The organism is Nocardiopsis aegyptia (assembly GCF_013410755.1).
GTDB lineage: Bacteria > Actinomycetota > Actinomycetes > Streptosporangiales > Streptosporangiaceae > Nocardiopsis > Nocardiopsis aegyptia.
Window position 1 is genome coordinate 5,886,008 of the sequence record NZ_JACCFS010000001.1, and the last position, 24,691, is coordinate 5,910,698.

Below are 24,691 nucleotides of genomic sequence, written 5' to 3' on the forward strand. Positions count from 1 at the left end.
ATGACGGACACGCGGCTCGGTTACGCGGCGGCGGGGGCGGCTCTCCTTCTGGGGTGCGCCCACGTGGCGGTCGTCTCGGCCACGGCCCAGGGGCCGTTCGGCGCGGGCCTGGCGGCCTGGATCGCCGTGCCGTCCCTGATGGCCCTCGGCTTCGCCGCCGCGGCGGTCGCCCTCGCGCGGCACGGGGACCGGCCGGCCCGGCCGCGCTGGGCGGTGTGGACGGCGGGGGCGGCCGCGGTGGTCACGGCGCTGCTGGTCCCGGCGGGGATCGCCCCGCTGTTGACGGGCGACCCCCTCGGGGTGTTCCTGGGACCGGCCCCCTACGCTCTGGTGTGCGTGCCGCCGTTCGCCGCGCTCACGTGGCGTTCGAGGTCCTCCGGCGGCGCGCCCGCGCGGTAGCGTCCCGGCGCCACGCCGAACTCGCGCTTGAACGCGTTGGCGAAGGCGAACTGCGACCGGTAGCCGACCTTCGCCGCGATCGCGCCGAGCGGCAGCTCTCCCTCCCGCAGCAGGTGTGCGGCGGTCGTCAGCCGCCACCAGGTGACATAGGCGAGCGGGGACTGGCCGACCATGCCCGTGAAGCGCTTGGAGAAGGCCGCGCGGGAGAGCCCCGCGCGCTCGCCCAGCTCCGCGACCGACCACGGGTGCGCCGGGTCCTCGTGCACCGCGCGGACCGCCGCGCTCACCGCCGGGTCACGCAGTGCGCCCACCCACCCGCAGGTGCGCTCCGGGCCCTGCTCCTCCAGGTACGCACGCAGGATGAACAGCAGCAGCATGTCCAGCAGGGAGGGGATGACCGCGTCGCTGCCCTGCCGCGGCCGGTCCAGTTCGCCGCCCAGCAGGTCCACGGCCGCCGCCAGCTCCGCGCGCGCCCCCACCCGGTGCGGCAGGTGCACCACCCGGGGGAGCTCGGTGAGCAGCGGATGCCGCCGGGCCGGACGTGAGTGGTAGGAGCCGCCGACCGTGACGCAGGCGGGCGGGCCGCCTGCGTCACGGTCGCCGAGCGCGGCCGTCCGGAACGGCCGCAGGCCCCCGCGTCCGCAGACGAGTTCGGCCACGGGCGCGCCGGGACGGCCCCCGCCGCGGCCCGCCCCGTCCCCGCCCTCGCCCGGGCGCAGCGCCTCGTGCAGGTCGGTGACGGGGGTGTCGGGGGAGTCGGCCAGTGTGTGGCCCTGCCCGTGCGGGAGGAGCACCACGTCGCCCACGGCCAGCCGGCGGGGTTCCTCACCCTCCACGAACAGCCAGGACGCGCCCTGGAGGACGACCTGGAACGACCCGCCGCCGCTCCCGGGCAGGTGCAGGCCCCAGGGTGCGTACCACTCGACCCGGGCCGCGACCGGCCGTCCGGTCCGCACGGTGGTGATCACGTCGCTGAGCACGTCCATGCCGTGATCGTATCCCAGGGACTCACCCCGGTGGACGATCGAGTATAGAAGGGATCGCCTCACGCATTGGAAGTCTCTCCGCACGTGAGTACGGTCGGTGGCCTACCTACCAGAGGCAGGACTGACGAACATGACCACGACCACGACCTCCCCCACGACCGCACGCCGCGCCTGGCCCCTCAGGCTGGGCGCCGTCGCCGCCGCGACCGTCGCCAACGCCCTGATCGGCGCCCTGGCCCCGCTGGCGGGCGTCAGCATGGTGATCGCCATGCCCGGCATGGACCCCGGCCCGGTCCCGGTGGCCGCCTTCGCCCTGTGGACCGCCGTCTTCGGGCTCCTCGGATGGGGCACACTCGCCCTGGCCGAACTCGTCCTGGGCGACCGCGCCCGCGCGGTGTGGACCACCGTCGCGGCGGTCGTCCTCCTGCTGTCCTTCCTGCCCTCGATGTCCGTCGGCGGGGACGCCGCCACCGAGGCCGTCCTGCTGTCCACGCACGTCGTGGCGGCCGCGATCCTCGTCCCGGTGTTCTGGCGCTCCGCGCGGAGCGCCTGACCCCGAACGGGCGGCGGGCCGGTCCCCGGTGGTACTCCGGGGCCCGGCCCGCCCCTGTGCGCTGGGCATGCGCGTACACTCCGGGTATGGACGACGCACACGCGGTGAAGCAGGGCCCCCTCCGGGCCTCCCGCGTGATGCTCGCGCCCGCCCGCCCCGCCGCGGCGGTCAGCCGGTCCACCTCCGTCGTGCCGGAGGCCCCCCGTACCGGCCTGCGGGCCCTGCACGGCCACGGCTAGCGACCTCACCGCCCCTCCTCCGGCCCCGCCCGCCGTTCCGGCGGCCCCTCCGCGGCACCCGCGATCCCGATCCGCGCGGTCCGCCCCACCCCTCGCCGGCCCGCGGTGACCCCGTCGGCCGCGCCCACCGGTGCAGGCCCTCCGACGGCCGCGCCACTCCCGAAGGGACCGCTGTGAAACTCAGTGAACTGCTGAACGGCCACGACCACCAGGTCCTGCGCGGCGACCGGGACGTCCTGGTCACCGCGCCGCCCTGCCTGGACGCCGACCGGGTGACGGCCGGATCCCTCTACGTCGCCCTGCCGGGGCACCCGGCCGGCGGCACGGAGGGCCTCGACACCGCGATCGCCCGGGGCGCCGTCGCCGTCCTGGTGGAGGGGGAGGCACCCGTCGGCGCCCGACCCGGCGCCGCCGGCGTGTGCGTGGTGCGCGTGCCCGACGCCCGTACCGCCGTCGCGTTCGTGTCGGTGCGCTACCACGGCGAGCCGGGGCGCGGCATGGACGTCGTCGCCGTGACCGGCACCAACGGCAAGACGTCGGTGTCCTCCATGTTCGAGTCGCTGCTCAGGATCGCCGAACGCGCCCGGGTCGGCGTCATCGGGACCTCCGGCGCGCGGACCGGCGACGACCGGATCCCCATGCCCCCGTCGGTGCTGAGCACGCCCGAGGCCCCGGACCTGCAGTACCTCCTGGCGCGGATGCGCGCACGGGGCTGCGACAGCGTCGTCCTGGAAGCGACCTCCATGGGGCTGCTCGGCCACCGGGTGGACGGGTCGTTCGTGGACGTGGGCGTGTTCACCAACCTGTCCCAGGACCACCTGGACGACCACGGCACGATGGAGAGCTACCGGGACGCCAAACTGCTGCTGTTCGGCGGCATGTGCCGCCGCGCGGTGGTCAACGCCGACGACCCCGTCGGCGCCGGGATCCCCGCCCTGATGCCGGGCGCGGTGACCACCTACGCCATCGACGCGCGGGCCGACTACCGGGCCACCGACCTGGTCGTCGACGCCTCGGGGACACGCTTCGTCCTGCACCACGACGGCCGCAAGTACCCGGCGGCCGTACCCGTGCCGGGCCGCTTCTCGGTGTCCAACGCCCTGGCCGCCCTCGCCGCCTGCCACCTGCTCGGACACGAGCTCGGGGCCCTGCTGGCGGCGCTGGAGCGGATGCCGCAGATCCCGGGCCGGTTCGAGCACTTCGCCGCGCCCGGCGGCGTCTCGGTCATCGTGGACTACGCCCACTCACCGGACTCGCTGGACAAGGTCCTGGCCACGATCCGCGGCTTCGCCCCCGGCCGCGTCATCACCGTCTTCGGCTGCGGCGGGGACCGCGACACCACCAAGCGCGCCTGGATGGGCGAGATCGCGGGCACCCACTCCGACCTGTGCGTCCTCACCTCGGACAACCCGCGCCACGAGGACCCCGAGGCGATCATGGACCAGGTCGCCCACGGGCTCCGGCGGACGGGCACGCCCTTCGAGCGGGTCGGGGACCGGCACGGGGCGATCGCCCTGGCGCTCTCCGGCGCCCGCGAGGGCGACGTCGTCCTGGTCGCGGGTAAGGGCAGCGAGACCCACCAGATCGTCGGCGACGACCGGCTGCCCTTCGACGACATGGCCACCGTGCGCGAGCTCTCCCCGGCCTGATCCCCGCGCCGCCGACCGCCCCGGGCGCACCCGGGGCGGCCCGCGGTCAGATCCGCGCGGCGGCGGCCTCGTCGACCCAGAACAGGGTGCGCTCCCTGCCCCGCGCCCCGGCCACGGGGGCCTCGTCCGTGCTGCCCCCGGCCAGTCCCAGGCGGACCGGTTCGGCCTTGCCCTCGCCCGAGGCCAGGACCCACACCTCGCGTGCGGACCGCAGGGCGGGCATCGTCAGGGTGATCCGGCGGGGCGGCGGCTTGGGCGAGTTCCGCACCGCCGCCACCGACGCCTCGTCCTCGCGCACCTCCGGCAGGCCCGGGAACAGCGACGCCACGTGCGCGTCCGGCCCCACGCCGAGCAGGCACACGTCGAAGTCGGGCACCGACGCCTCGCCGTGGGCCGCCCGCGTCAGCTCGCGCTTGTAGCGCGTGGCCGCGTGCTCCACGTGGTCGCCGTCCATCCCGTCCGAGGCGGGCATGGGGTGCACGTGGTCGGACGGGATGCCGATGTGGTCGATCAGCGCCTCGCACGCCTGCGTCTCGTTGCGCTCGGCGTCCTTGGTGGGCAGGAAGCGCTCGTCCCCCCACCACAGGTGCACGCGCGACCAGTCCAGGCTCCCGCGCTCGGCGGCCAGGCGCAGCGACCGCAGCGCCGCGATCCCCATCCCGCCGCCCGTCAGCACCAGGTGGGCCACGCCCCGCTCGGCCAGCGCCGCGTTGGTCCGCTCCACCAGCGCGTCGGCGATCGCGTCGGCCAGCGCCCCGCCGTCGGGGCGGCGGACGACCTCCGGTTCACTCATGCTCATGCTCCGCTTCCGGTGAGCGAGGCCCCCAGGTGGCGGGCCGCGCTCTCGTAGATCTCGTCGGCGTCCAGTCGGCGCAGCTCCTCGGCCAGGGCCTGGGAGGCGCTGCGCCGGGCCAGCGCCACCGTCTGGTCCGGCTGCCCGAACCGGGACAGGGTGGCGACCCGGCCGTCCACGCGGGAGATGGTGATGTCCCCGTGCTCGGTGGTCAGCCGTACCTCGGTCAGCCCGGGGCCGTGGGAGGTGGCCCGCTCCACGGACACCTCCAGGCGGTCCGAGAGCCACGACGCCATGAGGTCGGCGCTCGGGTAGTGGTCCTCGGCCGTCACCCGGGCCGACGTCACCCAGCCGCAGGGCTGGTCCATGGCGCTGGCCAGCAGCGAGCGCCACGGGGTCAGCCGCGTCCAGGTGAGGTCGGTGTCCCCCGGCCGGTAGTTGGCCACGCGGTCGGCGAGGTCGCGCAGCGGGTCGGGGGCGCGCAGGGCGTCGGTGATCCGGCGCTGGGCCAGCCGGCCGACCGGGTCGTCGGCCGGGTCGACCGGGCCCACGCCCGGCCACCACGCCACGACCGGTGCGTCCGGCACCAGCAGCGGGGTGACCACGGAGTCGGCGTGCCGGCCCAGCGGCCCGTACAGGCGCAGCAGCACGGCCTCGCCCGGGCCGGACGTGCCCGGCCGGCGGATCTCGGCGTCGATCGCCGGCTCGGCGTCCGGATCGCGCCGGATCAGCGCGACCACGCGCGAGGGGTGCTCGTGCCCGGCCTCGGTCGCGGCGCGCACGGCGTCGTAGTGGTCGGCCTCGTCGGTGACGATGACCAGGGTCAGGACCATGTTCATGGCCCCGCCGCCGACGCTGTGCCGCTCGGCCATGAGCGCCTCGGTGATCTGCGCCGTGGTGGTACGCGGCAGATAGAGCGTCATCGAACCCTCCCGGTGGTGGTCACGGACGCCGCCAATGGCGGCCGTCCCTGGCGAGCAGCGCGTGGGCGGACTCCGGCCCCCACGTACCCGACCCGTACTGCTCGGGCCGGCCCTCCTTGGCCCAGAACTCCTCGACCGGGTCCAGGATGCGCCAGGACAGCTCGACCTCCTCCTGGCGCGGGAAGAGCGGCGGGTCGCCGATCAGCACGTCCAGGATGAGCCGTTCGTAGGCCTCGGGGCTCGCCTCGGTGAAGGACTGCCCGTAGGTGAAGTCCATGCTGACGTCGCGCACCTCCATGGTGGCGCCGGGGACCTTGGAACCGAACCGCAGCGTCACCCCCTCGTCGGGCTGGATGCGCAGGACCAGGGCGTTCTGCCCGAGTTCGCTGACGTCGGTGCGCGGGAACATCTGCTGCGGCGCCGCCTGGAACACCAGGGCCACCTCGGTGACCCGGCGGCCCAGCCGCTTTCCGGTGCGCAGGTAGAAGGGCACGCCCGACCAGCGCCGGGTGCCCACCGCCAGCTTCAGCGCCGCGTAGGTCTCGGTGACGGAGTCGGACGGGATTCCGTCCTCCTCCAGGTAGCCGGGAACCGCGGCGCCGCCCTGCCAGCCGGCCGCGTACTGGCCGCGCGCCGTTCCGGCGGCCAGGTCGTCGGGCAGCGACACCGCGGAGAGCACCTTCTCCTTCTCCGCGCGGATCGCGTCGGCGCTGTAGGAGACCGGCTCCTCCATGGCCACCAGCGCGAGCAGTTGCAGCAGGTGGTTCTGGATGACGTCGCGCGCCGCCCCGATGCCGTCGTAGTAGCCCGCGCGTCCGCCCACGCCGATGTCCTCGGCCATGGTGATCTGCACGTGGTCCACGTAGCTGCGGTTCCACAGCGGCTCGAACAGGGTGTTGGCGAAGCGCAGCGCCAGGATGTTCTGGACCGTCTCCTTGCCCAGGTAGTGGTCGATGCGGAACACCGACGACGGGGGGAAGACGTCGTCCACCACCGCGTTGAGCTCCTGGGCGCTCTCCAGGTCGTGGCCGAAGGGCTTCTCGATCACCACGCGCCGCCACGGCGTGACCCCGCCGGTGCCCCCGCCCTCCGGGGACTCGGCCAGGCCGCTGCGCTTGAGCTGGGTGACCACGGTCGGGAAGAGCTTGGGCGGCAGCGACAGGTAGAACGCGTAGTTGCCCCCCGTGCCGCGGGCGGCGTCGAGCTCGCGCACGGTCGCGGCCAGGCGGTCGAAGGCGTCGTCGTCGTCCAGGTCGCCCTGGACGAAGCGCACGCCCTCACTGAGCTGGCGCCACACGTCCTCGCGGAAGGGGGTCCGGGCGTGCTCCCGGACCGCCTCGTAGGCCTGCGCGGCGAAGTCCTGGTGCTCCCAGTCGCGCCGCGCGAACCCCACCAGGCCGAAGCCCGGCGGCAGCATCCCGCGGTTGGCGAGGTCGTAGATGGCGGGCAGGAGCTTCTTGCGGGCCAGGTCGCCCGTCACGCCGAACAGCACCAGGACACTGGGGCCGGCGATGCGGGGCAGTCGTCGGTCCAGGGCGTTGCGGAGCGGGTTGGGTACCGCTCCCGGCATCACCGGTTCTTTCACTGCGGACTCTTCCTCGTCGAGAGCGGCCGGTGGGTTCGTGGCCGGGGCCGGGGGGTGGAATGCCGCGCCCGGGCCCGCTCCAGGGGTGCGGGCCCGGGCCGGTGGTGTGGGCGCTCCGGGTCAGGAGAGCGCGTCGAGCTTGGCGGAGAGGCCCTTGAGCAGGCTCTCCCAGGAGTCGACGAACTTGGTGACGCCCTCCTCCTCCAGGAGCGCGAAGACCTCGGTGAGGTTCACGCCGGCGTTCTCCAGCGCGGCGAAGTCGGCCTGCGCCGCCTGGTAGGTGCCTAGGACGGTGTTGCCGGTGATCTCGCCGTGGTCGGCGGTCGCGTCCAGGGTCGCCTGCGGCATCGTGTTGACCGTGTTGCGCGCCACCAGTTCGGTGACGTAGCGGGTGTCCTCGAAGGCGGGGTCCTTCACACCGGTGGACGCCCACAGCGGACGCTGCGGCGCGGCGCCCCGAGCGGCCAGGGCCTCCCACTCCTTGGAGGAGAAGACCTCCTCGTAGGCCTGGTAGGCCAGTCGGGCGTTGGCCACGGCGGCCGTGCCCACCAGGGCCTTGGCCTCGTCGGTGCCGATCGCCTTCAGGCGCTTGTCCACCTCGGAGTCCACGCGGCTGACGAAGAAGGAGGCCACCGACTGGATCCGGGACAGGTCGTGGCCGTTGGTGCGGGCCAGCTCCATGCCCTCCAGGTAGGCGTCCATCACCTGGCGGTAGCGCTCCAGGGAGAAGATCAGCGTGACGTTGACGCTGATGCCCATGCCCAGCACGCGCGTGATCGCGGGCAGGCCCTCGGCGGTCGCGGGGATCTTGATCATCAGGTTGGGCCGGTCCACCAGCCACCACAGGGCCTTGGCCTCGGCGACGGTGCGCTCGGTCTCGCGGGCCAGGCGCGGGTCGACCTCCAGCGAGACGCGGCCGTCGACACGGTCGGTGGAGTCGTAGACCGGGCGCAGGGTGTCCGCGGCCCAGCGGATGTCGTAGGCGGTGAGCAGCCGGACGGCCTCGTCCACCGACACTCCGCGCACGGCCAGGTCGTGGACCTGCTCGTCGTAGGCGTCGCCCTCGGCGAGCGCCTTGTCGAAGATGGTGGGGTTGGAGGTGACGCCGACCACGTTGTGGGTCGACATCAGTTCGGCCAGGTTGCCCGTGCGCAGCCGCTCGCGGCTGATGTCGTCCAGCCAGACGGACACGCCCGCCTCGGACAGGGCCTTGAGTGCGTTGTTCATCTGATTCGCGCCTTCCTCACGGGGGCGTTGCCGCCCTCTCGCACACAGGGGGCGGGCCCCGCCGGATGTTCCGGCGGGGCCCGCGACGTCAGCGTCCGGCTCGGGCCGCGCTGTCGTGGACGGCGGCCACGACGGCGTCGGCGGTGAGGCCGAACTTCTCGTACAGGGTCTGGTAGGGCGCGGAGGCACCGAAGTGCTCCAGGCTCACCGAGGCGCCGGCGTCGCCGACGTAGGAGCGCCACCCCATGGCGATGCCCGCCTCGACCGAGACCCGGGTACGCACCGAGGACGGCAGGACCTGCTCCCGGTACTCCTCGCTCTGGGCCTCGAACCACTCCACGCAGGGCATGGACACCACGCGGGTGGGCGTGCCGTCGGCCTCCAGGGACCGGCGCGCCTCCAGGGCGATCGGCACCTCGCTGCCGGTGGCGATGATGATCGCCGCCGGGGTGCCGCCGTCGGCCTCGGCCAGGACGTAGCCGCCCTTGACGGCCTCCTCGGCCGGGGCGTACTCGCCGCGGTCCAGCACGGGCAGGTTCTGGCGGGTCAGGGCGAGCGCGGCCGGGCGGTCGGCGGTCTCCAGGACCTTGCGCCAGACGACGGCGGTCTCGTTGGCGTCGGCCGGCCGGACCACGTCCAGGCCGGGGATGGCGCGCAGCGACCACAGGTGCTCGACCGGCTGGTGCGTGGGACCGTCCTCGCCCAGGCCGATGGAGTCGTGCGTCCACACGTAGGTGACCGGCAGCTTCATCAGCGCCGCCAGGCGCACGGCCGGGCGCATGTAGTCGCTGAAGACCAGGAAGGTGCCGCCGTAGGGCCGGGTGGGACCGTGCAGGGCGATGCCGTTGAGGATCGAGCCCATGCCGTGCTCGCGCACGCCGAAGTGCAGCACGCGCCCGTACGGGTTGCCGGGGAACATGGTGCTGGCGCGGTCGAAGGGCAGGAACGACGGCTCGCCCTTGGGTGTGGTGTTGTTGGAGCCGGCCAGGTCGGCCGAACCGCCCCACAGCTCCGGCAGCACCGGGGCGACGGAGCTCAGGACCTCGCCGCTGGCCTTGCGGGTGGCCATGCCCTTCTCGCTGGCCTCGAAGGTCGGCAGGGACTCCTCCCAGCCCGCGGGGAGCTTGCCCGCCTGGAGGCGGTCGAACAGCTCGCCGTGCTCCTCGGCGCCGCGGCGCCAGGCCTGGAACGCCTTGTCCCACTCGGCGCGCGCCTCACGGCCCCGGTCCAGGGCGCGGCGGGTGTGCTCGATCACGCGGTCCTCGACGGCGAACGGCTCGTCGGGCAGGTCGAGGATCGCCTTGGTGGCGGAGATCTCGTCGGCGCCCATGGCCGCGCCGTGGATGGCGCCGGTGTTCTGCTTGTTCGGGGCGGGCCAGCCGATGACCGTGCGCAGCTTGATGAAGGTGGGGCGCTCGGTCTCGGCCTTGCCGCGCAGGATCGCCTGGTAGAGGGCGTCGATGTCCTCGGCGTACTCGCCGGTGGCGGTCCAGTCGACCTCCTCCACGTGCCAGCCGTAGGCGCGGTAGCGCTCCAACACGTTCTCGGAGTGCGCGATCCGGGTGTCGTCCTCGATGGAGATCTGGTTGTCGTCCCAGATCATGATGAGGTTGCCCAGGTTCTGGGTGGCGGCCAGGGCGCTGGCCTCGTGGCTCACCCCCTCCTGGACGTCGCCGTCGGAGCAGAAGGCGAAGACGTGGTGGTCGAAGGGGCTCGCGCCGGGGCCGGCCTCGGGGTTGAACAGCCCGCGCTCGCGGCGCGCGGCCATGGCCATGCCGACGGCGTTGCCCACGCCCTGGCCCAGGGGGCCGGTCGTGGTCTCGACGCCGGGAGTGTGGCCGACCTCGGGGTGGCCCGGGGTGAGGCTGTCCCACTGGCGCAGGGCCTTGAGGTCGTCCAGGCTCAGGCCGTACCCGGCCAGGTAGAGCTGGATGTACAGGGTGAGGCTGGAGTGACCGATCGACAGCACGAACCGGTCGCGGCCCACCCAGTCGGGGGTGGACGGGTCGTGCCGCATGACCTTCTGGAAGAGGAGGTAGGCGGCGGGAGCCAGGCTCATCGCGGTGCCGGGGTGTCCGTTACCCGACTTCTCGACGGCGTCCATCGCCAGGGCCCGAACGGTGTTGACGGCGCGGAGGTCGAGATCCGACCACTCCAGTGTCTGCGGGGTGTGGGCGTTCACGGACTTGCGTTCTCCTTTTCGGGCACCCGTCGTGCCCTGCTGGGCGCGAGGGGCGGCTGTTGTGGGCTTTCGTCATCGGGACCGGCGCCGGAGCCCTCGGGCCCGGTGGCCGTACGGCCCGCGGAGGGTGTGCGGGGCACGACACCGCCGACGCCGGATCCGGGACCCTGCGGTCCCTGCGTCATCATCCCGGACAACAGCCGCGGCGGTCTGGTAAGTCCCGACAGGGACGGCCAACCGCGAGCCTATCGTCCGAGGGTGGTGGTGTCGTTGCCCGACACCTCTCATTACCGCTGGGTAACCGCGTCGGCGCGGGCCGGTGGCGGTCGCCCGCGGGCGGCCGTGCCCGCACGGGGCGGGAGCGTGGCAGGCTGGAAGCGCGGCGGGGCGTGTGCGAACCTTCTGCTGCGCCCGGCGGTCGACGGCGGCACGGGGCCGCGGACCAGGACCCTTCGCCAGCGAGGGGGCCCGGGACCGGTTCGCGCGAGCTAGTACTACGATGTGTCGTTGACGGGGTTTTCGCTGATCCTGACGCACTGTCGGTCCGCTCGGCCCCGCGTGGCGAGTGTCGAAATTCCCTAGAGTCATCGAGGTATCCGCGTGTCAGATTCCGAGCCGGTACGCCCGACCCGGGCGCGAGCGAACCGTCCGGCCGAGGGGACGCGGTACTGATGGCCCTCGCAGACCGGGCCCCGCGCGCGGAGGCCGCGGACCAGACCGAGTCCCCCCGCAGGGCCACCCCGGGCCAGTACGTCCGCGCCTACGTCGCCCTCTCCAAGCCCCGTGTCATCGAGCTCCTGCTCATCACCACGATCCCGGTGATGTTCGTCGCCGCCGGCGGCGTCCCCCCGCTCTGGACCGCGGTCGCCACGCTGGTGTTCGGCACCATGTCGGCGGCCAGCGCCAACGCGATGAACTGCTACATCGACCGCGACATCGACCGTGAGATGCGTCGCACCCGCCAGCGCCCCGGCGCGATGGACCTGGTCACCCCGCGCGGAGCCCTCGCCTACGGCCTGGCCCTGGCGGTCGGGTCCACGCTCGGGTTCCTGCTGCTGGTCAACGTGCTGTCGGCCGTGCTGTCGGTCTTCGCGATCCTGTTCTACATCTTCGTCTACACGATGCTGCTCAAGCGGCGCACGGCGCAGAACGTGGTGTGGGGCGGCATCGCCGGGTGCATGCCGGTGCTGATCGGCTGGGCCGCGGTCACCAACAGCCTGGACTGGGCGCCCTTCGTGCTCTTCCTGGTCGTGTTCTTCTGGACGCCGCCGCACACGTGGACGCTGGCGATGCGCTACCGGGAGGACTACGCGGCCGCCAAGGTGCCGATGCTGCCCGTGGTCGCCGGCGACCGCCGGGTGCTGCTGGAGTGCGTGCTCTACAGCTGGGCCACCGCGATCGTCTCGCTCCTCTTCTGGCCGGTCGCCGGCACCACGGTCTTCTACGGCGCGGTCGCGCTGGTCCTGGGCGCGCTGCTGGTCGTCCAGGCGCACCGACTGCTCGGCCGCTCGCTCGCGGGGGTCAGCGGCGCCCGGCTGAAGACGATGGGCTTCTTCCACCTGTCCAACGCCTACCTGGCCCTGCTGTTCGTCGCGGTCACCATCGACCCGCTGATCGGTCGGCTGCTGGCCTGAGCGCACGGAAACGGACGGCGGCGGCACACCCGGGTGTGCCGCCGCCGTCCGTTTCCCGTCTCAGCGCAGCGGGCGGACCTCGGCCAGGAAGCAGCCGAAGACCACCGCGCGCACGTGGACCAGGGCCACCCCGGGTTCGGCGAACACCTCCGCCAGGATCCCGTCGACCTCCCCGGCCCGTTCCTCGGGCAGCTCCACCGCGCGGCCGCCCAGGATGCGTCCGTCGGCGCCGTAGGCGCGCAGGGCCCTGAGGGGGCCGTGCGTCCGTCGCGGATACCCGGTGCCGTCGGGCCCCGCGCACGGCCGCGCGTGCACGAAGACGGGGCCGACCTCGTCGTAGGGTCCGGGATCGACGCCCCGTTCCAGGGCCCAGCCCCGCAGGGGCGCGTAGGAGACCAGCACGAGCCGCTCGCCGACGCGGCTCCTGCGCAGGCAGCAGCGCAGCGGGGCGCCGCCCTCGCCGTCGGTGAAACCCTCGCGGACGCGACCGGCGTCGTCGCGCTCGCGCAGGCGTTCCAGGACGCGCGGGGGGATGGGACGTGTCTCGTGCGAGGGGGCCGTGCCCGTGTTCGTCGTCATGGGTGCAGCATCGCGTGTGCGCGCCGCCGGCACCGGCGGTCTTCGGACGTCGTCTTCCCGCCCGCGCCGGCGCTCAGAGGGCGCGCCTGGTCGAGGCCGCTCAGGCGCGTGTCGCCGGGCGGACCCAGGCGAGCGCGGCCGTCCACGCCACCAGGGCCATCAGCACCACGGCCAGGGGCACGTGGGCCTGCAGCGGCCCATAGGTGCCCAGCGCCGCCTGGAGGAAGCCCAGGCCGAACGCGACCAGGCTCAGCACGGCGAGCCCCAGCGCCGCCCGGCGTGCGCGCGACCACAGCCAGGCGGCCGCCAGCAGCTGGACCCCGGCGGCCGCGTGCACGCCGAACGCGCCGAAGTAGTGCAGCGGCAGCGCGTCGGTGTTGAACGTCACCAGCTGGCCCGCGGTGACGCCCTCCCACAGGATCGCGGCGAGGTGCAGGAGCACCGTGACGCGCAGGGCCGTCAGTGGCGCCCGGGCGGCGGGCTCCGTCGGGGTGGTGTGCACGGGCTGGTCCATGGGACGTCTCCAGGATTGGTTGAGACCTCAAGCAACAGATCCGATTCTGCCCTCCACCGAGGGGACACGCGACCCCCCTGGCCGAGCGGGCCCGTCCCCCATGGGGGAAGGCGCAGGCCGGGAGCGGCAACCGCTACCATCGGTGCCCATGCCCCGACTCGACAGCAAGGCCATCCTCCAGGGCCGCCGCTCGCGCTACTCGATGACCCTCATCCTCGGCACGACCGTCAGTGTCGTGTGTCTGCTCGGGATGCTCGCCTATCTGTGGCTGCTCGCCCTCGCCGGCGGGGCCGCGGCCGGGATCGACGGCGCGACCGGCTTCGTGGTCGCCGTCGGCGCCGCGGTCGTGCCGGTCACCATCCTGGTGCCGCTGATCCTCATGCTCGACCGCATCGAGCCGGAACCGGGCCAGGTCCTGTTCTTCGCGTTCGTCTGGGGCGCGGGCGTGGCCGTCGTGGTGTCCCTGGTGCTCAACACCTGGGGGCAGGTGAACGTCGCCGTCCCGCTCTTCGGCCAGGACCTGGGCGACTACCTGACCACCTCGCTCGTGGCGCCGGTGGTCGAGGAGAGCGCCAAGGGCGTGGTCCTGCTGATCCTGCTGTGGCGCCGCCGCCAGGAGCTGGACAGTTACACCGACGGTGTGATCTACGCCGGGATGGTGGCCACCGGATTCGCCTTCACCGAGAACATCCTGTACTTCCTCAGCGCGTTCTTCGACGGCACGCTGGTCGCCACGTTCGCCATCCGGGGCCTGGTCGCGCCCTTCGGCCACCCGCTCTACACCGCGATGATCGGGATCGGGGTCGCCTACGCCGCGACCCGCACCGGGGCGCTGCGCATGGCCGCCCCCTTCGTCGGATGGGTGGCGGCGGTCGCGCTGCACGGCATGTGGAACGGGTCGACCTTCTTCGGCTGGTACGGCCTCGGGGCGGCCTACCTGGTGCTGTTCGTCGTGCTCGTCGGCATCCTGGTGATCGCCCGCAACGACCGGCGCTCGCAGATCGGGGCGATCAGCCGCTACCTGCCGCCCTACATCTCCACCGGGCTGGTCACGCCCGCCGACATCACCATGCTCAGCTCGATGCCGGGCCGCCGCCGGGCGCGCGACTGGGCGGGCCGCAATGCCGGCCGCCGCGGGCGCGCGGCGATGAAGGAGTACCAGCTCGCGGCCACCGAGCTGGCGCTGCTGCACAGGAAGCTGGACACCGGCGTGCCCCGCGAGGACTGGAAGGTGCGCCGCGACTCCTTCCTCGCCCTCATGCACGTGGCCCGCGACGCCTTCCTCGGCCGCGCGCCCCAGCCGGTGGCGCCGGCCTGGACCGAGCGCCCCCACGACTCGGGGTTCCTGCGCCGGGCCGACTTCGCGCACGTCATCGCCCAGGCGCGGGCTCAACAGGACTACGTTCCCCGTCACGGCCAGCAGGGGACTCCGCGGCAGGGTCCGCGCTGATCGGCGTGCCCGCCGGCACCAGCCGGCTGGTGGAGAAGTACAGGCGCGCGATCGCCACCCACGTCACGGTCGAGCCGAGCACGTGCAGGACCACGAGCGACTCGGGCAGGGCCAGGGCGTACTGCGCGTAGCCCACCGCGCCCTGGAGCAGGACCACCACGAGCAGGGCCACGCTGCTCATCCGGGCCGGGCGCCGGGTGCCGGTGCGGAAGGCGATCACGGTCGCCGCGAGCGCGCCCAGTAGGGTCAGCCAGGCCAGGGACGAGTGGACGCGCGTGACCATGGCCAGGTCCATGCCCCAGCGGGGGGCCTCGGCGTCTCCGCCGTGCGGTCCGGTACCGGTGACCACCGTGCCCGCGATCAGCAGCAGGAAGCCCACCACGACCAGGCCGACGCTGACCGTGTGCAGCATGGGGCCGACGGAGATCCTCGGCGTGCCCTCCGGCTCCTGGCTGCGCACGTACAGCGCCACGGCGAGGAACGTGACCACCATGGACAGCAGGAAGTGCGTGCCGACGGAGGCGGGGTGCAGGTCGGTCCACACGGTGATGCCGCCGACCACGCCCTGGCCCAGGACACCGAAGGGGATGATCACGGCCAGCCGGGTCAGGTCGCGGCGGCGCGGCGCCATCCGCAGCACCGCGATCAGGGTGATGACGCCGACGGCGAGCACGAGGAAGGTCAGCGTCCGGTTGCCGAACTCGATCGCGGCGTTGAGCGCGGCGTGCCCGGTGTCGATCGGGACGAAGCTGTCCGGCGTGCACTTGGGCCACTCGGAGCAGCCCAGCCCGGAGGAGGTCACGCGCACGGTGGCGCCGGTGACGGCGATCCCGGCGTTGACGACGATGTTGCCCAGCGCCCAGGCCCGCAGCGAGCGGACGGTCGGGGTCCAGATCGTGCGCGCCAGGACGGCGAGCACCAGGACTCCGAGGACGGCCAGCGCGATCTGCCAGCCCCACAGGGGCACGCCGAGGAGGGCGATGTCCTCGGCCGCGAGCGGGGGAACCGTGGTCGTGGCCGTCGACGCTGCGGCCGGGGATGCAAACATACGACACAGCGTAGTACACGAGTCCGGCCGCTTCCGCGTACCCCCGCCGCCCGCCGCGACCTGCACCGACGGCGGGTCCCGGGGAGTGGTGTCAGCCGTCCCGGCGGGGTCTGCGCCCGGGCCGGGCCTCGGCGTCCTCCCGCTCGCGCCCGGCCGAGGTCCGCGTCGATCCGGCGCTGGCGGCGATGACGCACGCGACCGCGAGCCACTGCCACACCGTCAGCAGTTCGCCCAGCAGGACCAGGCCCACGAGCGCGGCGGCGGCCGGCTGCAGGCTCATGAGGACCCCGAACACGCGCGGGGGCATCCGGCGCAGCGCGCTCAGCTCCAGCGAGTAGGGGACCACCGACGACAGCACGCCCACCGCCAGCCCGAACGCCAGCAGCCGCGGATCCAGCAGCGCCGTTCCGCCCTCGGCCACGCCCAGCGGCGCCATGAGCACGACGCCCACGACGCTGGCGATGGCCAGTCCCGACGCGCCGCTGAACCTGCTCCCGGTGGCGGCGCTCAGCAGGATGTAGCCCGCCCAGGCGGCCGCGGCCAGGACCGCGAACACGATGCCCAGCGGGTCCATCTCGCCCGACTCCAGGCCCAGCGCCACCACGCCCAGTCCGGCCAGGCCGGCCCACAGCAGGTCGATACGGCGCCGCGAGCCCAGGATCGCGATGGCCAGCGGGCCCAGGTACTCGATGGTGACCGCGATACCCAGCGGGATCCGGGCGAAGGCCTGGTAGATGAAGAGGTTCATCGAGGCCAGCGCGACACCGTAGCCGACGACCACCATCCAGTCGCCGCGCGTGCGCGCGCGCAGGACGGGCCGCACGACCAGGACCAGCAGCACCGCCGAGGTCAGCAGGCGCAGCCACACGACCGCCGCCGGGGGCAGGACCTCGAACAGGTTCTTGGCCACGCCCGCGCCGGTCTGCACCGAGATGATGCCGACCATGACCAGCCAGGTCGGCGGGATCGCCTCGGCGGCCGTGCGGAGCGAGAACGTGGACGCGGGTGCGGTGCGGGGACTCATCGAAGTCATCCTATGTTTTCCGCGGCCCGGCCCGCCTCACCTCCTCCGTCCCCGGTCCGACCCGCGACCGCGTCCACCGCGGGGGCGTGCTCGGGGGCGGCCGGGGAAGCTTCCGGCCGCGGGAGGACGGCCGCCAGCAGCAGGAGCCAGGCCACCACGACCACGCCCGGCTGGAGGAGGGTCATCACCAGCCCGAACACCGTCCGCTCGGCCTGGTCGGTGAGGATCTGGAGCCCGATCCATCCGTAGGGCAGCGCCGCGGCGACCAGGTTGGCCACCAGCGCCGCCCACACCAGCCCCCGGCGCCGCGGCGGCCGCCAGGCCATGAGCGCGCAGCCGACCGCCAGCAGGAACAGCGGAGGCGCCAGTTGGCGGACCGCGACGAACCAGGGGACCCCGATGAACTCCATGGCCCGGACCCTACCGACCAGGATCCTTCCGCCACCGCCGGAGGTCGACATGCGGGAATCGGTCAAGTGGTGTGAAATAGTCCGGGGCCGCGGCGGACGCGGCCCCGGACCCGTCCCCGCTGGGAGTTCCCCTCATGTCCCGACGCCGCGCACGCGTCCCCCGCACGTACGACGAGGCGTTCGCGCCCCGGTGGCCACTGGTCGCCGGAGCCACGGCGCTGCTGCTCATCGTGCTCATCACCGGCTACGTCTCGGGCCGGTTCGTGGCGGACTCGGCCGAACAGGAGGAGTCCGCGCTGACCGTGGAGTCCGGCATCCTGGTCCAGCCCTCCGGGGCGCCCGACGAAGTGGCCGCGCCCGAGGAGGAGGAAGAACCGGAACCCGTCCACCCGGCCGGGATCGACCCGGAACTCGTCTACGTCCTGCAGAACGTGCACGGCGACCGCGTCCTGGACGTCGCCCAGGCCGCCACCGCCAACGGCGCCCCCACCCACCTGTGGGACCGCCACGACCAGGAGAACCAGCAGTGGCGGTTCGTTCCGGTGGAGGACGGCTACTACGAGATCGAGGGCGTGGGCAGCGGCAAGGTCCTGGAGATCGCCGCCGGCGGCGGCCCGGGGGCGACCCTGCTGTCCAGCACGGGCGACCCCCACCAGCACTGGGCGCCCGTCGAGGTCGGGGACGGCGTGGTCCGGCTCGTCAACCGGGCGACCTCCCAGGCGCTGGAGGCCCAGGGAGGTGCGCCGGACAACGGTACGGCGGTGGTGCAGGCGCCCGACGGCGGCCACGCCCACCAGCAGTGGCGCCTGCTGCCCCTGGGTTAGACCAGCAGGGAGCGGGCCGAGTCCCAGGTGGCGGGGTCGGCCGCGTCGAGCAGGCCCACGCGGTCGTCGTCGGGACGGTAGTCCGACCCGTCCGGGCGCCGGGCCACCCCGCCGGCCTCGGTGAGCAGCAGCGTTCCGGGGGCGTGGTCCCACGGCAGGGTCCGGTGGAACAGGATGAAGTCCAGACCGCCCTCGACCAGGCGCGGGTAGTCCACCCCCGCGCAGTGCGCCCCCGAGTCCAGTTCGGCGAACCTCGGCTCGGCGGCGGACACGCGCGCACGCGCGGCCGGTCCCAGGAACCGGCTGAGCACGGCGCCCCGCATCCGGGCGGGGTCGGCGGGCGCGGAGGCGCGGCGCAGCCGCGTGCCGTCGCACCAGGCGCCCGAGCCGAGCTCGGCGACGTAGGCGCGCCCCACGGTGGGGCGCACGATCCACGCGGCCACCGTCCGTCCCGCTCGGACCAGCGCGGCCATGACCGCGAAGTCGGTGCTGCCGCGCACGAAGTTGCGCGTCCCGTCCAGGGGGTCGACGAGCCAGGCCAGGGGCTCGGTCCGCAGGGCTTCGACCAGTGCGGGGTCGGCGGAGGCGGCCTCCTCGCCCACGACGGGGGCGTCGGCGATCGCACGCAGGCGCGGCGTGATCAGCTCCTCGGCCTCGCGGTCGGCCACCGTCACGATCTCGCCGGGGGACTTCTCCGTCACCTCGCCGTCGCTGAGGGAGCGGAAGCGGGGGAGGACGGCCGTCTCGGCGGCCTCACGCAGGACCTTGGTCACCGCGTCCATATCGATCGCCATGCGCTCCACCCTAGGCATTCCGCCGACGCGCCGGTGCGGCGGGGTCCTGGGGCGTCTATCCGCTACACGCGCCCTAGTCCCAGCGGAACAGGCGGCTGGCCAGGAGGCCCGTCACGAGCACCCACGCGGCGAGCACCGCGTACACGGCCGGACCGGGCAGGGAGCCGTCGGCCAGCGCGGTGCGCAGCCCCGAGCTCAGCGCGGTGATCGGCAGGAGCGCCACCGCGCTCTCCACGGGTGCGGGGAAGCTGCTGGTCGGGAAGAGCACCCCGCCCAGCCCCAGCATGAGCACGTACACCAGGTTCGCGCCCGCCAGCGTCGCCTCCGCCCGCAGGGTGCCCGCCATCAGCAGCGCCAGCGAGCTGAACGCCGCGGTGGCCAGCAGGACCAGGAGCACGGCCGCGGCGGCGGTGCCCGCGCCGAGCGCGGGCGACCAGCCCAGCGCCAGGGCCACCGCGCACAGCACGGTGATCTGGATGGCCTGGACCGCGAGCACCGCCAGTGTCTTGGCGGCCAGCAGGCCGAACCGGGACAGCGGCGTCGCGCCCAGGCGCTTGAGCACCCCGTAGCGGCGCTCGAACCCGGTGCCGATGGCCAGGCCGGTGAACGACGTCGACATGATCGCCAGCGCCAGCACGCCGGGGGTCAGGGCGTCCACCCGCGGGCCCTCGCCCACGTCCAGGACCGTGGTCAGGCTGAAGCCGACCAGGAGCAGGACGGGGATGACCATGGTGAGCAGGAACTGCTCGCCGTGGCGCAGCATGACCCGCAGTTCCAGGCCCGCCTGCGCGGCGACCATGCGCCACAGCGGCGCGGCCCCCGGAGCCGGTGTGAACAGCGCGGCGTCGTCCGTCGGGGAGCCGCCGTCCGACGCGGGGGTCGGAAGGGAGGTGCTGGAGGTGTGCTCGGTCATCAGTCCCGCAGTTCCCGGCCGGTGAGTTCGAGGAAGACGTCTTCGAGGGTACGCCGCCGCACGCGCAGGTCCTCGGCGAGCAGCCCGGCCGAGGCGCACCAGGCGGTGACCGTGGCCAGGAACTCCGGGCCCAGATCGGCGGGGTCGTCGGTGGTGATCACGTACTCCCGCCGTCCGTCGGCCGCCTCGGTGGCGTCCACCCGGCTGCCCGCGGGCAGCGCGGCGCCCAGCGACTCGGTGTCCACCGGGCCCGCCGCCTGGAAGCACACCTCGCGGCGGTCCTCGGTGAGCGCGGCGGGTGAGCCCTGGGCGACGACCGCGCCGCGGTCGATGACCACCACGTGGTCGGCCAGGCGCTCCGCCTCCTCCATGTGGTGCGTGGACAGGATCACCGCGACGCCGGCCGTCCGCAGGGCCGCTACCAGGTCCCAGGTGGCCCTGCGGGCCTGGGGGTCGAGCCCGGCGGTGGGCTCGTCCAGGAAGACCAGTTCGGGCCGTCCCACGACTGCGCAGGCCAGGGACAGGCGCTGCTGCTGGCCGCCGGACAGGCGCCGGAAGGGTGTGGAGGACACCGAGGTCAGGCCGAGCCGCTCCAGCAGCAGCCGGGGTTCGATCGGGCTCGCGTGGAAGGAGGCCAGCAGGCGCAGCCACTCGGCGGCGCGGGCGCCCGTGGGCACCCCGCCGGACTGGGGCATCACGCCGACCCGGGGCTTGAGCGCGGCGGCGTCGGCGACGGGGTCCAGGCCCAGCACGCGCACCTTCCCGCCGTCGCGGACGCGGAACCCCTCGCAGATCTCGATGGTGCTCGTCTTGCCCGCGCCGTTGGGGCCGAGCAGCGCCGTCACCGCGCCCCGGCGGGCGGTGAAGCTGAGGCCCGTCACGGCGGTGGTGGCGCCGTAGCGCTTGACCAGGTCGACGACCTCGACCGCGGCTGTGTCCATGGGCCCTGAGTGTACGTGCGTGCCGGGGTCCGGGCTCATCGGCCCGCGCGAACCGGCCGGTGCTCCGTGCGGCCGCCGCCGAATTCCGTCCGATCACTGGGACGGCGGTTCCATCATGTGGACACCGGGAATAGTCGCGGCCCCGGCGTCCGTTCGACCACCGATGTTGCGCGGGTGTGAACGCCCAGTTAGGCAAGCCTTTCCTTCGTGACGAATGGCATGAAGTGGGTCTCTGGCACGGGTTTGCCTCGGCGGACTTATTTAGGCCACACTGATGTTGTCTAAACCAGGAACCGTGTCCGGAGAAGGGAGGGGGGCACTGTGCCACACACGACCAGTGTGCCCAGCCCGCTGTCCGGCCCCGAACGCGGTGCCGAGACCGGCACCCGTGCCCGGGTCGCCCGTCTCATTCTGGAGAAGGGGCCGATCACCGCCTCCGACCTCGGAGAACGGCTCGGCCTCACCCCGGCGGGCATCCGCCGGCACCTGGACAACCTGACCAGCGAGGGCCTGGTCGAGGCCCGCGACGCCCGGCCCCACGGCGGACGCCGCCGCAGGGGACGGCCCGCGCGCGTCTTCGCCATCACCGAGGCGGGGCGGGACCACTTCGTCCACGCCTACGACGATCTCGCCTCCAGCGCCCTGCGCTTCCTGGCGGACACCGTCGGGCCCGAAGCCGTCGCCGAGTTCGCCCGCAGCCAGGTCGCCGACCTGGAGCGGCGCTACAAGCCCCAGCTGGACGCCGTCCCCCAGGAACAGCGGGTACGGCTGCTGGCCGAGGCGCTCTCCAATGACGGCTACGCCGCCACCGCGGGCCAGGCGCCCGCACCCGGGGGCGGCGACCAACTGTGCCAGCACCACTGCCCTGTCGCGCACGTGGCCGCGGAGTTCCCGCAACTCTGTGAGGCCGAGGTCGAGGCCTTCGCGCGGCTCCTGGGCACCCCGGTGCGCAGGTTGGCCACCATCGCCCATGGCGACGGTGTGTGCACCACGCACGTCACCCCTCGGGGAGACGGGGCGGGCGGGGAGACCGGCACCCCCGTGAGCAAGGCCATCCGCCAGGCGGCGGGTGGAGGATCGCAACACCAAACGGACGTCTGAGTCCAGGAGGAGTCCGCGCATGACGTCTATCGCGCACCCCGAACTCGAGGGGATCGGAACATATGAGTACGGCTGGTCCGACTCCGACGCCGCCGGGTCGAACGCCCGCCGGGGACTGAACGAGGACGTCGTCCTCGACATCTCGTCGAAGAAGAGCGAGCCGGAGTGGATGACCAAGCTCCGCCTCAAGTCGCTCAGGCTCTTCGACAAGAAGCCCATGCCCAACTGGGGCGCGGACCTGTCCAAGATCGACTTCGACAACATCAAGTACTTCGTGCGGTCCACGGAGAAGCAGGCCACCTCCTGGGAGGACCTGCCCGAGGACATCAAGAACACCTACGACCGGCTCGGCATCCCCGAAGCGGAGAAGCAGCGCCTGGTCGCCGGTGTCGCCGCGCAGTACGAGTCCGAGGTCGTCTACCACCAGATCCGCGAGGACCTGGAGGAGCAGGGCGTCCTCTTCCTGGACACCGACACCGCTCTCAAGGAGCACCCGGAGATCTTCGAGGAGTACTTCGGCTCGGTGATCCCGCCCGGTGACAACAAGTTCGCCGCGCTCAACACCGCCGTGTGGAGCGGTGGGTCCTTCATCTACGTTCCCAAGAACGTGCACGTGGAGATCCCGCTCCAGGCCTACTTCCGGATCAACACCGAGAACATGGGCCAGTTCGAGCGGACGCTGATCATCGTCGACGAGGGCGCCTACGTCCACTACGTCGAGGGCTGCACCGCGCCGATCTACAAGTCGGACTCGCTGCACTCCGCGGTCGTCGAGATCATCGTCAAGAAGAACGCCCGCTGCCGGTACACGACCATCCAGAACTGGTCGAACAACGTCTTCAACCTGGTCACCAAGCGCGCCGTCGCCGAAGAGGGCGCGACCATGGAGTGGATCGACGGCAACATCGGCTCGCAGGTCACCATGAAGTACCCGGCCGTCTACCTGATGGGCGAGCACGCCAAGGGCGAGACCCTGTCGATCGCCTTCGCCGGCGAGGGCCAGCACCAGGACACCGGTTCCAAGATGGTGCACTGCGCGCCCAACACCTCCTCCACCATCGTCTCCAAGTCGGTGGCACGCGGCGGGGGCCGCGCCTCCTACCGGGGTCTGGTCCAGGTCCAGGAAGGGGCCGACCACGCCAAGTCGTCGGTCAAGTGCGACGCGCTGCTGATCGACACCATCAGCCGCTCGGACACCTACCCCTACAACGACCTGCGCGAGGACGACGCCGAGCTCGCCCACGAGGCGACCGTCTCCAAGGTCAGCGAGGACCAGCTCTTCTACCTGATGAGCCGGGGCATGGACGAGGACGAGGCCATGGCCATGATCGTGCGCGGGTTCGTCGAGCCCATCGCGCGCGAGCTGCCCATGGAGTACGCGCTGGAACTGAACCGGCTGATCGAGCTGCAGATGGAAGGAGCGGTTGGTTAAGTTGACCAGCCCGAACACCGAATCCAAGGCCCACAGCCACGGCCTCGGGGACATCCCGTTCTCCAAGTTGGCGACCCACGGGTCCTTCGACGTGAACGACTTCCCCGTCCCCGGCGGCCGTGAGGAGGTGTGGCGGTTCACCCCGCTGCGCCGCCTCAAGGGCCTGCACGACGGCTCCGCGGTCGCCGACGGCACCGACAAGGTCGACATCGACGCCCCCGCGGGCGTCACCGTCGAGCAGGTCGGCCGCGACGACGCGCGCCTGGGCACCGCCGGCTTCCCCGCCGACCGCGTCACGGCGCAGGCCTACACCTCCTTCGAACAGGCCACCGTCGTCACGGTCGCGCAGAGCGCGACGCCCGAGCGCCCCGTCGTGATCAGCCGGGAGGCCCAGGGGGGCACCCGCTACGACCAGTTCGTCATCGACGTCAAGCCGCTGGCCGAGGCCGTCGTGGTCCTCAACCAGACCGGCGGCGGTGTGCGCGCGGGCAGCGTGGACGTCCACGTCGGCGAGGGCGCGCGGCTGACCCTGGTCAGCGTGCAGGACTGGGACCGCGACGCCGTCGACGTCTCCCAGCACAACACGCAGGTCGACAAGGACGGCACGTACAAGTCGATCGTGATCACGCTCGGCGGCGACCTGGTCCGCCTCTCCCCGAAGGTGGCCTACAAGGGGCGCGGCGCCAACGCCGAGCTCCACGGCCTGTACTTCACCGGCGACGGCCAGCACCACGAGCACCGTTCGCTCATCGACCACAACATGTCGCACACCCGCTCCCGCGTGGAGTACAAGGGCGCGCTGAGCGGCAAGGGCGCGCACGGCGTGTGGATCGGTGACGTGATCATCGGCGAGGGCACGACCGGGACCGACTCCTACGAGCACAACCGCAACCTCCAGCTCACCGACGACACCCGTGTCGACTCGGTGCCGAACCTGGAGATCTTCACCGGCGAGGTGGAGGGGGCCGGGCACGCCGCCGCCAGCGGCCGGCTCGACGACATCCACCTGTTCTACCTGCGCTCGCGCGGTATCCCGGAGGAGGAGGCCCGCCGCCTGGTCATCCGCGGCTACTTCCTGGAGCTCGTCAACCGGATCCCGGTCGAGGAGCTGCGTGAGGAGATCATGGCCAAGGTCGAGCAGAAGCTGGCCGCGCATGAGTGAGGGCGCGCGCTGGGTGAAGGTCGCGGCTCTCGACGAGATCCCCGACGACGGAGCGCTCGCCGTCGAGGTCGACGACGACACCCCGATCGCCCTGGTGCGCACCGAGGGCGAGGTGTTCGCCGTGCGGGACGTGTGCTCGCACGCCGAGGTCCGCCTGTCCGAGGGCGAGGTCGAGGACGGCACGATCGAGTGCTGGCTGCACGGCTCCTGCTTCGACCTGCGCTCGGGCGCGGCGATCAACCCGCCCGCGACCCAGCCGGTCCCCACCTATGACGTGAAGATCGACGGCGACGACGTGCTCGTCTCGTTGGATGAGAAGAATTCCTGAG

At 73.0% G+C, this 24,691-nt stretch carries 25 protein-coding genes; 11 read left to right on the forward strand and 14 right to left on the reverse strand.

Annotation, left to right across the window (positions count from 1 at the left end):
* Positions 1-399, forward strand: a complete 399-nt coding sequence (locus tag HNR10_RS26310) for a hypothetical protein (protein ID WP_179828058.1) — start codon at positions 1-3, stop codon at positions 397-399.
* Here the strand turns inward: HNR10_RS26310 and HNR10_RS26315 are convergent.
* On the reverse strand, positions 321-1,385 hold the full coding sequence (locus HNR10_RS26315; protein WP_179828061.1) for an AraC family transcriptional regulator: 1,065 nt from the start codon (positions 1,383-1,385) through the stop codon (positions 321-323). The two genes, HNR10_RS26310 and HNR10_RS26315, sit on opposite strands and share 79 nt — an antisense overlap.
* 130 nt (positions 1,386-1,515) lie before the next feature.
* Here HNR10_RS26315 and HNR10_RS26320 point away from each other — a divergent pair, with 130 nt between their 5' ends.
* From HNR10_RS26320 to HNR10_RS26330, 3 genes are all read left to right on the forward strand, one after another.
* Complete coding sequence (locus HNR10_RS26320; protein ID WP_179828063.1) at positions 1,516-1,938, forward strand: DUF6069 family protein; 423 nt, start codon at positions 1,516-1,518, stop codon at positions 1,936-1,938.
* Between the two features lie 86 nt (positions 1,939-2,024).
* Positions 2,025-2,177, forward strand: a complete 153-nt coding sequence (locus HNR10_RS26325; protein WP_179828065.1) for a hypothetical protein — start codon at positions 2,025-2,027, stop codon at positions 2,175-2,177.
* Positions 2,178-2,350: 173 nt separating this feature from the next.
* Positions 2,351-3,826 (forward strand): UDP-N-acetylmuramoyl-L-alanyl-D-glutamate--2,6-diaminopimelate ligase, encoded by a 1,476-nt coding sequence (locus HNR10_RS26330; RefSeq protein ID WP_179828067.1) that lies wholly within the window; start codon positions 2,351-2,353, stop codon positions 3,824-3,826.
* A 46-nt stretch (positions 3,827-3,872) separates the two neighbouring features.
* Here HNR10_RS26330 and pgl read toward each other — a convergent pair whose 3' ends face one another.
* The 5 genes from pgl to tkt form a co-directional block, all read right to left on the reverse strand.
* Complete coding sequence (gene pgl, locus HNR10_RS26335) at positions 3,873-4,619, reverse strand: 6-phosphogluconolactonase (RefSeq protein ID WP_179828069.1); 747 nt, start codon at positions 4,617-4,619, stop codon at positions 3,873-3,875.
* A gap of 2 nt (positions 4,620-4,621) precedes the next feature.
* On the reverse strand, positions 4,622-5,542 hold the full coding sequence (locus HNR10_RS26340) for a glucose-6-phosphate dehydrogenase assembly protein OpcA (protein ID WP_179828071.1): 921 nt from the start codon (positions 5,540-5,542) through the stop codon (positions 4,622-4,624).
* Between the two features lie 19 nt (positions 5,543-5,561).
* Positions 5,562-7,112, reverse strand: coding sequence for a glucose-6-phosphate dehydrogenase (zwf, locus tag HNR10_RS26345; protein WP_179828072.1), 1,551 nt, complete (start codon positions 7,110-7,112; stop codon positions 5,562-5,564).
* 135 nt (positions 7,113-7,247) lie between these two features.
* The gene (tal, locus tag HNR10_RS26350; protein ID WP_179828074.1) at positions 7,248-8,354 is read right to left on the reverse strand and encodes a transaldolase; all 1,107 of its coding nucleotides are present in this window, start codon (positions 8,352-8,354) and stop codon (positions 7,248-7,250) included.
* Between the two features lie 88 nt (positions 8,355-8,442).
* A complete protein-coding gene (gene tkt, locus HNR10_RS26355) occupies positions 8,443-10,536 on the reverse strand; it encodes a transketolase (protein WP_179828076.1) in 2,094 nt (697 codons plus the stop codon).
* A 671-nt stretch (positions 10,537-11,207) separates the two neighbouring features.
* On the opposite strand from tkt, the gene HNR10_RS26360 reads away from it, so the two are divergent.
* Positions 11,208-12,170: a heme o synthase gene (locus tag HNR10_RS26360; RefSeq protein ID WP_179828078.1), complete on the forward strand. Its 963-nt coding sequence runs from the start codon at positions 11,208-11,210 to the stop codon at positions 12,168-12,170.
* Between the two features lie 60 nt (positions 12,171-12,230).
* On the opposite strand, the gene HNR10_RS26365 is transcribed toward HNR10_RS26360, so the two are convergent.
* On the reverse strand, positions 12,231-12,749 hold the full coding sequence (locus HNR10_RS26365) for a DUF1203 domain-containing protein (protein WP_179828080.1): 519 nt from the start codon (positions 12,747-12,749) through the stop codon (positions 12,231-12,233).
* Positions 12,750-12,849: 100 nt separating this feature from the next.
* Positions 12,850-13,263, reverse strand: coding sequence for a hypothetical protein (locus HNR10_RS26370; RefSeq protein WP_179828082.1), 414 nt, complete (start codon positions 13,261-13,263; stop codon positions 12,850-12,852).
* A gap of 148 nt (positions 13,264-13,411) precedes the next feature.
* Here HNR10_RS26370 and HNR10_RS26375 point away from each other — a divergent pair, with 148 nt between their 5' ends.
* Positions 13,412-14,713: a PrsW family intramembrane metalloprotease gene (locus HNR10_RS26375; RefSeq protein WP_179828084.1), complete on the forward strand. Its 1,302-nt coding sequence runs from the start codon at positions 13,412-13,414 to the stop codon at positions 14,711-14,713.
* Here HNR10_RS26375 and HNR10_RS26380 read toward each other — a convergent pair.
* The 3 genes from HNR10_RS26380 to HNR10_RS26390 form a co-directional block, all read right to left on the reverse strand.
* A complete protein-coding gene (locus HNR10_RS26380; RefSeq protein ID WP_179828086.1) occupies positions 14,634-15,761 on the reverse strand; it encodes a COX15/CtaA family protein in 1,128 nt (375 codons plus the stop codon). The two genes, HNR10_RS26375 and HNR10_RS26380, sit on opposite strands and share 80 nt — an antisense overlap.
* Before the next feature lie 91 nt (positions 15,762-15,852).
* The gene (locus HNR10_RS26385; RefSeq protein ID WP_179828088.1) at positions 15,853-16,785 is read right to left on the reverse strand and encodes an EamA family transporter; all 933 of its coding nucleotides are present in this window, start codon (positions 16,783-16,785) and stop codon (positions 15,853-15,855) included.
* Between the two features lie 5 nt (positions 16,786-16,790).
* A complete protein-coding gene (locus HNR10_RS26390) occupies positions 16,791-17,195 on the reverse strand; it encodes a hypothetical protein (protein ID WP_179828090.1) in 405 nt (134 codons plus the stop codon).
* A gap of 134 nt (positions 17,196-17,329) precedes the next feature.
* Here HNR10_RS26390 and HNR10_RS26395 point away from each other — a divergent pair, with 134 nt between their 5' ends.
* Positions 17,330-18,019 carry an RICIN domain-containing protein gene (locus HNR10_RS26395; protein ID WP_179828092.1) on the forward strand — a complete coding sequence of 230 codons (690 nt, stop codon included), beginning with the start codon at positions 17,330-17,332 and terminating at the stop codon, positions 18,017-18,019.
* Here the strand turns inward: HNR10_RS26395 and HNR10_RS26400 are convergent.
* The 3 genes from HNR10_RS26400 to HNR10_RS26410 all read right to left on the reverse strand — a co-directional run bounded on the left by HNR10_RS26400 (position 18,016) and on the right by HNR10_RS26410 (position 20,667).
* Entirely contained in the window at positions 18,016-18,813 is a 798-nt protein-coding gene (locus HNR10_RS26400) for an inositol monophosphatase family protein (protein WP_179828094.1), read from the reverse strand. The two genes, HNR10_RS26395 and HNR10_RS26400, sit on opposite strands and share 4 nt — an antisense overlap.
* A gap of 73 nt (positions 18,814-18,886) precedes the next feature.
* On the reverse strand, positions 18,887-19,726 hold the full coding sequence (locus HNR10_RS26405) for an ABC transporter permease (protein WP_179828096.1): 840 nt from the start codon (positions 19,724-19,726) through the stop codon (positions 18,887-18,889).
* Positions 19,726-20,667: an ABC transporter ATP-binding protein gene (locus HNR10_RS26410; protein ID WP_179828097.1), complete on the reverse strand. Its 942-nt coding sequence runs from the start codon at positions 20,665-20,667 to the stop codon at positions 19,726-19,728. Before HNR10_RS26410 ends, HNR10_RS26405 begins: the two co-directional genes overlap by 1 nt.
* 321 nt (positions 20,668-20,988) lie before the next feature.
* On the opposite strand from HNR10_RS26410, the gene HNR10_RS26415 reads away from it, so the two are divergent.
* The 4 genes from HNR10_RS26415 to HNR10_RS26430 are packed head-to-tail and all read left to right on the forward strand — an operon-like array spanning position 20,989 to position 24,690.
* Positions 20,989-21,768: a helix-turn-helix transcriptional regulator gene (locus HNR10_RS26415; RefSeq protein WP_179828099.1), complete on the forward strand. Its 780-nt coding sequence runs from the start codon at positions 20,989-20,991 to the stop codon at positions 21,766-21,768.
* A gap of 19 nt (positions 21,769-21,787) precedes the next feature.
* The gene (gene sufB, locus HNR10_RS26420) at positions 21,788-23,200 is read left to right on the forward strand and encodes a Fe-S cluster assembly protein SufB (protein WP_053615919.1); all 1,413 of its coding nucleotides are present in this window, start codon (positions 21,788-21,790) and stop codon (positions 23,198-23,200) included.
* Position 23,201: 1 nt separating this feature from the next.
* The gene (gene sufD / locus HNR10_RS26425) at positions 23,202-24,362 is read left to right on the forward strand and encodes a Fe-S cluster assembly protein SufD (RefSeq protein ID WP_179828101.1); all 1,161 of its coding nucleotides are present in this window, start codon (positions 23,202-23,204) and stop codon (positions 24,360-24,362) included.
* Positions 24,355-24,690 carry a non-heme iron oxygenase ferredoxin subunit gene (locus tag HNR10_RS26430; RefSeq protein ID WP_179828103.1) on the forward strand — a complete coding sequence of 112 codons (336 nt, stop codon included), beginning with the start codon at positions 24,355-24,357 and terminating at the stop codon, positions 24,688-24,690. The genes sufD and HNR10_RS26430 overlap by 8 nt, the downstream gene beginning before the upstream one ends.
* Position 24,691: the final 1 nt, after the last annotated feature.

Coding starts and splice junctions, on each gene's coding strand:
- HNR10_RS26395 (WP_179828092.1), top strand. CDS start 17,330: ATGTCCCGACGCCGCGCACGCGTCCCCCGCACGTACGACGAGGCGTTC.
- HNR10_RS26325 (WP_179828065.1), top strand. CDS start 2,025: ATGGACGACGCACACGCGGTGAAGCAGGGCCCCCTCCGGGCCTCCCGC.
- pgl (WP_179828069.1), bottom strand. CDS start 4,619: ATGAGTGAACCGGAGGTCGTCCGCCGCCCCGACGGCGGGGCGCTGGCC.
- HNR10_RS26380 (WP_179828086.1), bottom strand. CDS start 15,761: ATGTTTGCATCCCCGGCCGCAGCGTCGACGGCCACGACCACGGTTCCC.
- HNR10_RS26315 (WP_179828061.1), bottom strand. CDS start 1,385: ATGGACGTGCTCAGCGACGTGATCACCACCGTGCGGACCGGACGGCCG.
- HNR10_RS26365 (WP_179828080.1), bottom strand. CDS start 12,749: ATGACGACGAACACGGGCACGGCCCCCTCGCACGAGACACGTCCCATC.
- HNR10_RS26340 (WP_179828071.1), bottom strand. CDS start 5,542: ATGACGCTCTATCTGCCGCGTACCACCACGGCGCAGATCACCGAGGCG.
- HNR10_RS26310 (WP_179828058.1), top strand. CDS start 1: ATGACGGACACGCGGCTCGGTTACGCGGCGGCGGGGGCGGCTCTCCTT.
- zwf (WP_179828072.1), bottom strand. CDS start 7,112: ATGCCGGGAGCGGTACCCAACCCGCTCCGCAACGCCCTGGACCGACGA.
- HNR10_RS26400 (WP_179828094.1), bottom strand. CDS start 18,813: ATGGCGATCGATATGGACGCGGTGACCAAGGTCCTGCGTGAGGCCGCC.
- tal (WP_179828074.1), bottom strand. CDS start 8,354: ATGAACAACGCACTCAAGGCCCTGTCCGAGGCGGGCGTGTCCGTCTGG.
- HNR10_RS26430 (WP_179828103.1), top strand. CDS start 24,355: ATGAGTGAGGGCGCGCGCTGGGTGAAGGTCGCGGCTCTCGACGAGATC.
- HNR10_RS26320 (WP_179828063.1), top strand. CDS start 1,516: ATGACCACGACCACGACCTCCCCCACGACCGCACGCCGCGCCTGGCCC.
- HNR10_RS26360 (WP_179828078.1), top strand. CDS start 11,208: ATGGCCCTCGCAGACCGGGCCCCGCGCGCGGAGGCCGCGGACCAGACC.
- HNR10_RS26375 (WP_179828084.1), top strand. CDS start 13,412: ATGCCCCGACTCGACAGCAAGGCCATCCTCCAGGGCCGCCGCTCGCGC.
- HNR10_RS26410 (WP_179828097.1), bottom strand. CDS start 20,667: ATGGACACAGCCGCGGTCGAGGTCGTCGACCTGGTCAAGCGCTACGGC.
- HNR10_RS26405 (WP_179828096.1), bottom strand. CDS start 19,726: ATGACCGAGCACACCTCCAGCACCTCCCTTCCGACCCCCGCGTCGGAC.
- HNR10_RS26385 (WP_179828088.1), bottom strand. CDS start 16,785: ATGAGTCCCCGCACCGCACCCGCGTCCACGTTCTCGCTCCGCACGGCC.
- HNR10_RS26370 (WP_179828082.1), bottom strand. CDS start 13,263: ATGGACCAGCCCGTGCACACCACCCCGACGGAGCCCGCCGCCCGGGCG.
- HNR10_RS26390 (WP_179828090.1), bottom strand. CDS start 17,195: ATGGAGTTCATCGGGGTCCCCTGGTTCGTCGCGGTCCGCCAACTGGCG.
- sufB (WP_053615919.1), top strand. CDS start 21,788: ATGACGTCTATCGCGCACCCCGAACTCGAGGGGATCGGAACATATGAG.